This window comes from Neptunomonas sp., assembly GCF_041601355.1.
Taxonomy (GTDB): Bacteria; Pseudomonadota; Gammaproteobacteria; order Pseudomonadales; family Balneatricaceae; genus Neptunomonas.
Genome location: NZ_JBFIIH010000210.1, coordinates 1 through 4330, shown reverse-complemented (window position 1 = coordinate 4330; position 4330 = coordinate 1). Strand labels below are relative to the sequence as shown.

General features: G+C 52.0%; 4 protein-coding genes. All 4 read right to left on the bottom strand.

The genetic code is table 11. From position 1 onward, the window contains the following. Nucleotides 1–966 (bottom strand): hypothetical protein (locus tag ABY436_RS19245; protein WP_372740544.1); only part of this gene is annotated, 966 nt, incomplete at its 3' end. After that, on the bottom strand, nt 963–3542 hold the full coding sequence (locus tag ABY436_RS19240; protein WP_372740543.1) for a putative baseplate assembly protein: 2580 nt from the start codon (nt 3540–3542) through the stop codon (nt 963–965). The genes ABY436_RS19245 and ABY436_RS19240, both read right to left, overlap by 4 nt. Beyond that, nucleotides 3539–3919, bottom strand: a complete 381-nt coding sequence (locus tag ABY436_RS19235) for a GPW/gp25 family protein (protein WP_372740542.1) — start codon at nt 3917–3919, stop codon at nt 3539–3541. Before ABY436_RS19235 ends, ABY436_RS19240 begins: the two co-directional genes overlap by 4 nt. A 2-nt stretch (nt 3920–3921) precedes the next feature. Beyond that, nucleotides 3922–4242 carry a hypothetical protein gene (locus ABY436_RS19230; protein WP_372740541.1) on the bottom strand — a complete coding sequence of 107 codons (321 nt, stop codon included), beginning with the start codon at nt 4240–4242 and terminating at the stop codon, nt 3922–3924. Nucleotides 4243–4330: the final 88 nt, after the last annotated feature.

The following is a 4330-nucleotide window of genomic DNA, read 5'->3' as shown; positions in this document are numbered from 1 at the left end:
CAGCACGCTAAAATCAGGCCACTCCTCTATATCTGCGGGCCGGATAAGCTCATCCGGACTGAGTAAACCGATATAATCGGCTTTACTCTCATCAGACAATGCCCGCCAATCAGGTGCGGTATGGCCAAAAACAGCCGCTCGCGTGCGAAACGTATAGATCTGTACGCCTTCACTCGCGGGCAGAACAAATGGCCGACTATGCCCTAGCGCCTGTTGCCAACCGACACAGGTCAATTGCCGTGGCATATCAATATTCAGCCGGGTGATAACCCGCACATCCCAACGCTCACCCTGTGGAGCACCTTCGTGTTCAGCACCCACAATCAGGATCAAATCACCGACGGCCAAGCCACTATCAATACCCTCCAGCCAAAGCTGTGTGTCACCAAAGACAGGCAGTTGAAACTCACTCTGTTGAAGCTTGATGGCATTCCATTGCGCACGCGCCGCAGCCGGGGCAACCGTCTCAAATGTTTGTGCTTGTTCATCTTGTCCCGGCACACTCTGGACACGCGTCCCAACCGGGATTTCGATAGGCTTAGCAGACACGCCCGGCACACTTTGCAGCGTAAATGCCAGATGAGTACTGGCGGCAACACCCGGCGCTAGTTCATAGCCGATCAGGCGCGCCATCGCGCCCACTGATAAACGCTCAGTCGCTGTTCGCAGATAATGTTCATGCGCAAAGCGTTCGGTATAAAAGCTCAGCACATCCAGAGAGCAGGCCAATGCATCAGCGATGGCAAGCGTAAAGTCGCTACTCTCTCGGGTGGTGAGTGCTGCTAATGCCGGATTATCAACACTAGACAGACGTGACCGGATAGACTCAAAAAAGTCACTATAACGCCCTATCCGGTAAGGAAACTGTGTCAGCCCAGGCAGATTATCAATACGACAAGGAGTGACTGCATCAACGCCACTGCAGCAATCGCAACCAGGTTTTGTACTATTGTCTCCGTTCATCATTTTCCTCCGTGCAGCTCAAGCCGCAGCACGCCGTGCTCGGGGAAGTTGGGATTATTATCCAGACGTGCAATTTCAAACCGACCCAGCGTCATAAAACCATCCGCTAAGGGTTTAAGATCTTCCTGATTCTGCCGTTGAAAACGAGTGATCTGAACAGAATCAACACCGGCGACATGTCTCGCCGCCGCATACAACGGACTAAGATAAACAGTTTGGCCGAAACTAAAATTATCAGGATGAAATAAGCCAGGAGAACCATCCGTGCGAACAGCACTGCTGAAAATATCCAACAAACCACGACGCACATCACTACGAAAATAGTGCGCGTTAACACACACCAGCATATCGATTTCCAGCGATACATGTTGTGGCTCATTGACCTTCAGATCATGGCCTGCCATGCGGTATCGATCCAGATGATCAATAACCGATTTATCAAAACCATCCTCCTTAACCGGCTTACCGCCGTCACGATCAACGGTGGTGAACACCGTATGCCAGCTTCCTGTCCAGCGCAGGCTTGCCGCTGCCCGCTGAACACCATCCAATCGCTCAGTGACACTGGCGTAATCGGCAGGTGTTACTGCGCGCTCCTGGGTACGAAATGCATAAGGTGCATGCCGCCGTACCTCGTGAATCGTTTCGGCCGTCAGCCCCCCGTACGCTGGCAGTAAATTAGAAACGCGATTAATACGGGTTTCAGTGCTCACCACATGCACAATGCTATCTGCACCCACATTACCCTGTGGGCCGTTACCGACACGATAATGGGGGGTGAAAACCATGCCAGTATCCGGACGGCGACCATGAACATCATCACCGAAACGCACATGGGTGCTCCCATCATTTTCGCTTTCGAGTACAAAGTTTTTATCGGTAGCATGGTTAGATAACAACTCACGACTTGCATGCCAATATTGATTTCCATCATGCAAGCGGACAACAGGTACAGCATCCGCACAGCGCCATTCAAACGCTGACTTAGCAGAGCCTTGAGGGTCGAACGGCAGCGGGATACTGCGACGAATACCCTGCTCAACAACGGTTTTTGTTATCTGGCCCTGATACGTGACCGGCCCCAGAGCAAGACGCGGTTTAAAACGTGGCGGCAAGGGTTGGCGATTCTCCCTATTGCAGCTGTTGCTTCCCCCAGAGCTGGCAGTCGGATAATGTAGTTGAGCAGCGGGAACAGGCTCAGTCGGTGCATCAATAATACTGGCACCATGATCAACCAAGACATTGTTCCCAAAGGCAAGGCTGACATTATTCAGTAGTAGATCATCGTGCGTCTGATCAGTTTGCGAAGAGATACAAAGCGGGAATGGCAGAGCATCCTCGCTATGCCAACGTATTTCGGTTATCTCAATATCATGCAATGGATCTAGCAGCGGGTCAGTACCATCAAAAGCATTCACTGCCACCAACCGAACCGCATGTCGATGCGCAGGGTCGGCATCTTCGGTGGTGCCACTGAGCGCGCCTATGATTTCACGAAAAATAAGTACATCACCCTCAACCAGATCCGGCCAGTGCCCCCGCAAGGTTGCCTGAGTTGCCCCAATGGGTAAGCAGCAACGTTCATCCCCCCATGTATAGAATTCGAATTGATTGTGCTCAGCCCGCAACGTGATGGCATGCATCGGCTCAAACACCAAGGGTGTCGACTGTAACGCTTTACGATCTTCTGCAGAGCCTGACAAGAAATGTATTGGCGCACCCGGTACATGCGTATAAAAACGTATATCCGGTGGCAAAGAAAATGGTCCTCCGTTTACATTAATATGTAACCATGTTCGCGCATTACACCCTTCATGCATGTGGTAATCCACCAGCAGCGCATGCCGACGTATACTGCTGCGCAAACGGGCAGTATGCAGGTAAGCTTCAGTGGCAATGGCATCCAGATGGTAGTGCTGCATATCGCCAACATAGGCGATAAGTTCTGCTAATGTCGTTGCCAGATCAGCAGGACTGCGGTCGCGCCAGCCGGGCATCTGCCGGCTCATCCGATCAATAACTAAGCGTCGTAAACTGGAAAAATCTCGCGCCAGATAATTAATGGCAGGAGAACTGGCGGGTTCTTGCAGACAATCCGTGTTGTCAGCACAATCAAAATCACTGGGGCACTCTACTTTAAATGTAAAAGCAATTGACGACAGGCGTGGATCAAAGCCAGTTAGCGGCGCATCATTGCTGCTACCACTCACCAGTTTCATCTGATACCCGGAAAAGTCACCGCTGCTGCCGGTACGTATCAGCAACACATGATCAGCGTCCGACAAGGCCGTAAAAAAAGCTTGTTCGGCCAACGTCATCAAGGGGGATAAAGCTGATTCACTGGCAATTTCCAGCCACTCAACGGAGATATGGCGGATGCGCTCACCTCCCTCAATCCGCACATTCTCAGGTGTTAATCCTGACGGAACAGGTTTCAATAACCGTATCATCAAGGTTCGCTGACGAGGGCTGTCAGCAGGGGCATCCAGGTCCAGCACTTCAAGCCAGTCGATCCCATTCAGTGTGGCATGAACCTCAACAGCTGCGCGGCGGGTCTCTTCGCAACAGGTGTAGATCATACGCTACCTCCTTGTACGGCTTCCTGTAAAAAGGTGTCCTGATAGCGGTTACCGGTACGGCGGATCGCATAATTGATATTCACCGATAAACTCGCATCAATAGCAGAGATCTCAACGCGCTCCACCGTGATCAGGTCTGCCATCCATTGCTGTAGCGCACTTTGGACGAGAAACTGCATTGTCGCGGCCAGTTCAGGGCTATTCGGCGCAAATACCAGTTCACGCAGGCCACTGCCAAAATCAGGTCGCATCACTCGCTCACCCGGCATAGTAAATAGCACCTGCTCGATTAACCCCCGAATCCACAGGGCTTCATCAGCGTCACGGGTTCGACCTTGACCATCAAACTGTAGGGGAAAATGCACATGTAATGTCATTGTTAACTCCCTATCACCCGCGTTTGCGCGGTAACCGGCATCAGCGGTGTTCCATTGGGTGCACAAACAGCCTGGCTATCCATTAATAACAGTGGCTGGCCGTTCGATGTCACTCTTGTCGCCGCCACGACCCATTGACCTGTCACACACGGGACCGGGCTGCCTGATACATTGAATGGACAACCGGCAATCGCATAAACCGTACTCATCAGCACCGTCGGATGACCACTCACCAATACCCGCGGATTAGGCACCGTGGGTGTCGCTGTCCCGCCGTGTGCACATAACACGGTTGCGCCTACATGCAATATCGGTCCTGGCATATCAAATCACCGTGAGTGCGCCGTTATTAATCGTCACAGTGGGGCCGACCAGCGTAATCGCTGCCCCCTTGCCGTTCTGAATATAAAT

Coding starts and splice junctions, on each gene's coding strand:
- ABY436_RS19230 (WP_372740541.1), bottom strand. CDS start 4,242: ATGCCAGGACCGATATTGCATGTAGGCGCAACCGTGTTATGTGCACAC.
- ABY436_RS19240 (WP_372740543.1), bottom strand. CDS start 3,542: ATGATCTACACCTGTTGCGAAGAGACCCGCCGCGCAGCTGTTGAGGTT.
- ABY436_RS19235 (WP_372740542.1), bottom strand. CDS start 3,919: ATGACATTACATGTGCATTTTCCCCTACAGTTTGATGGTCAAGGTCGA.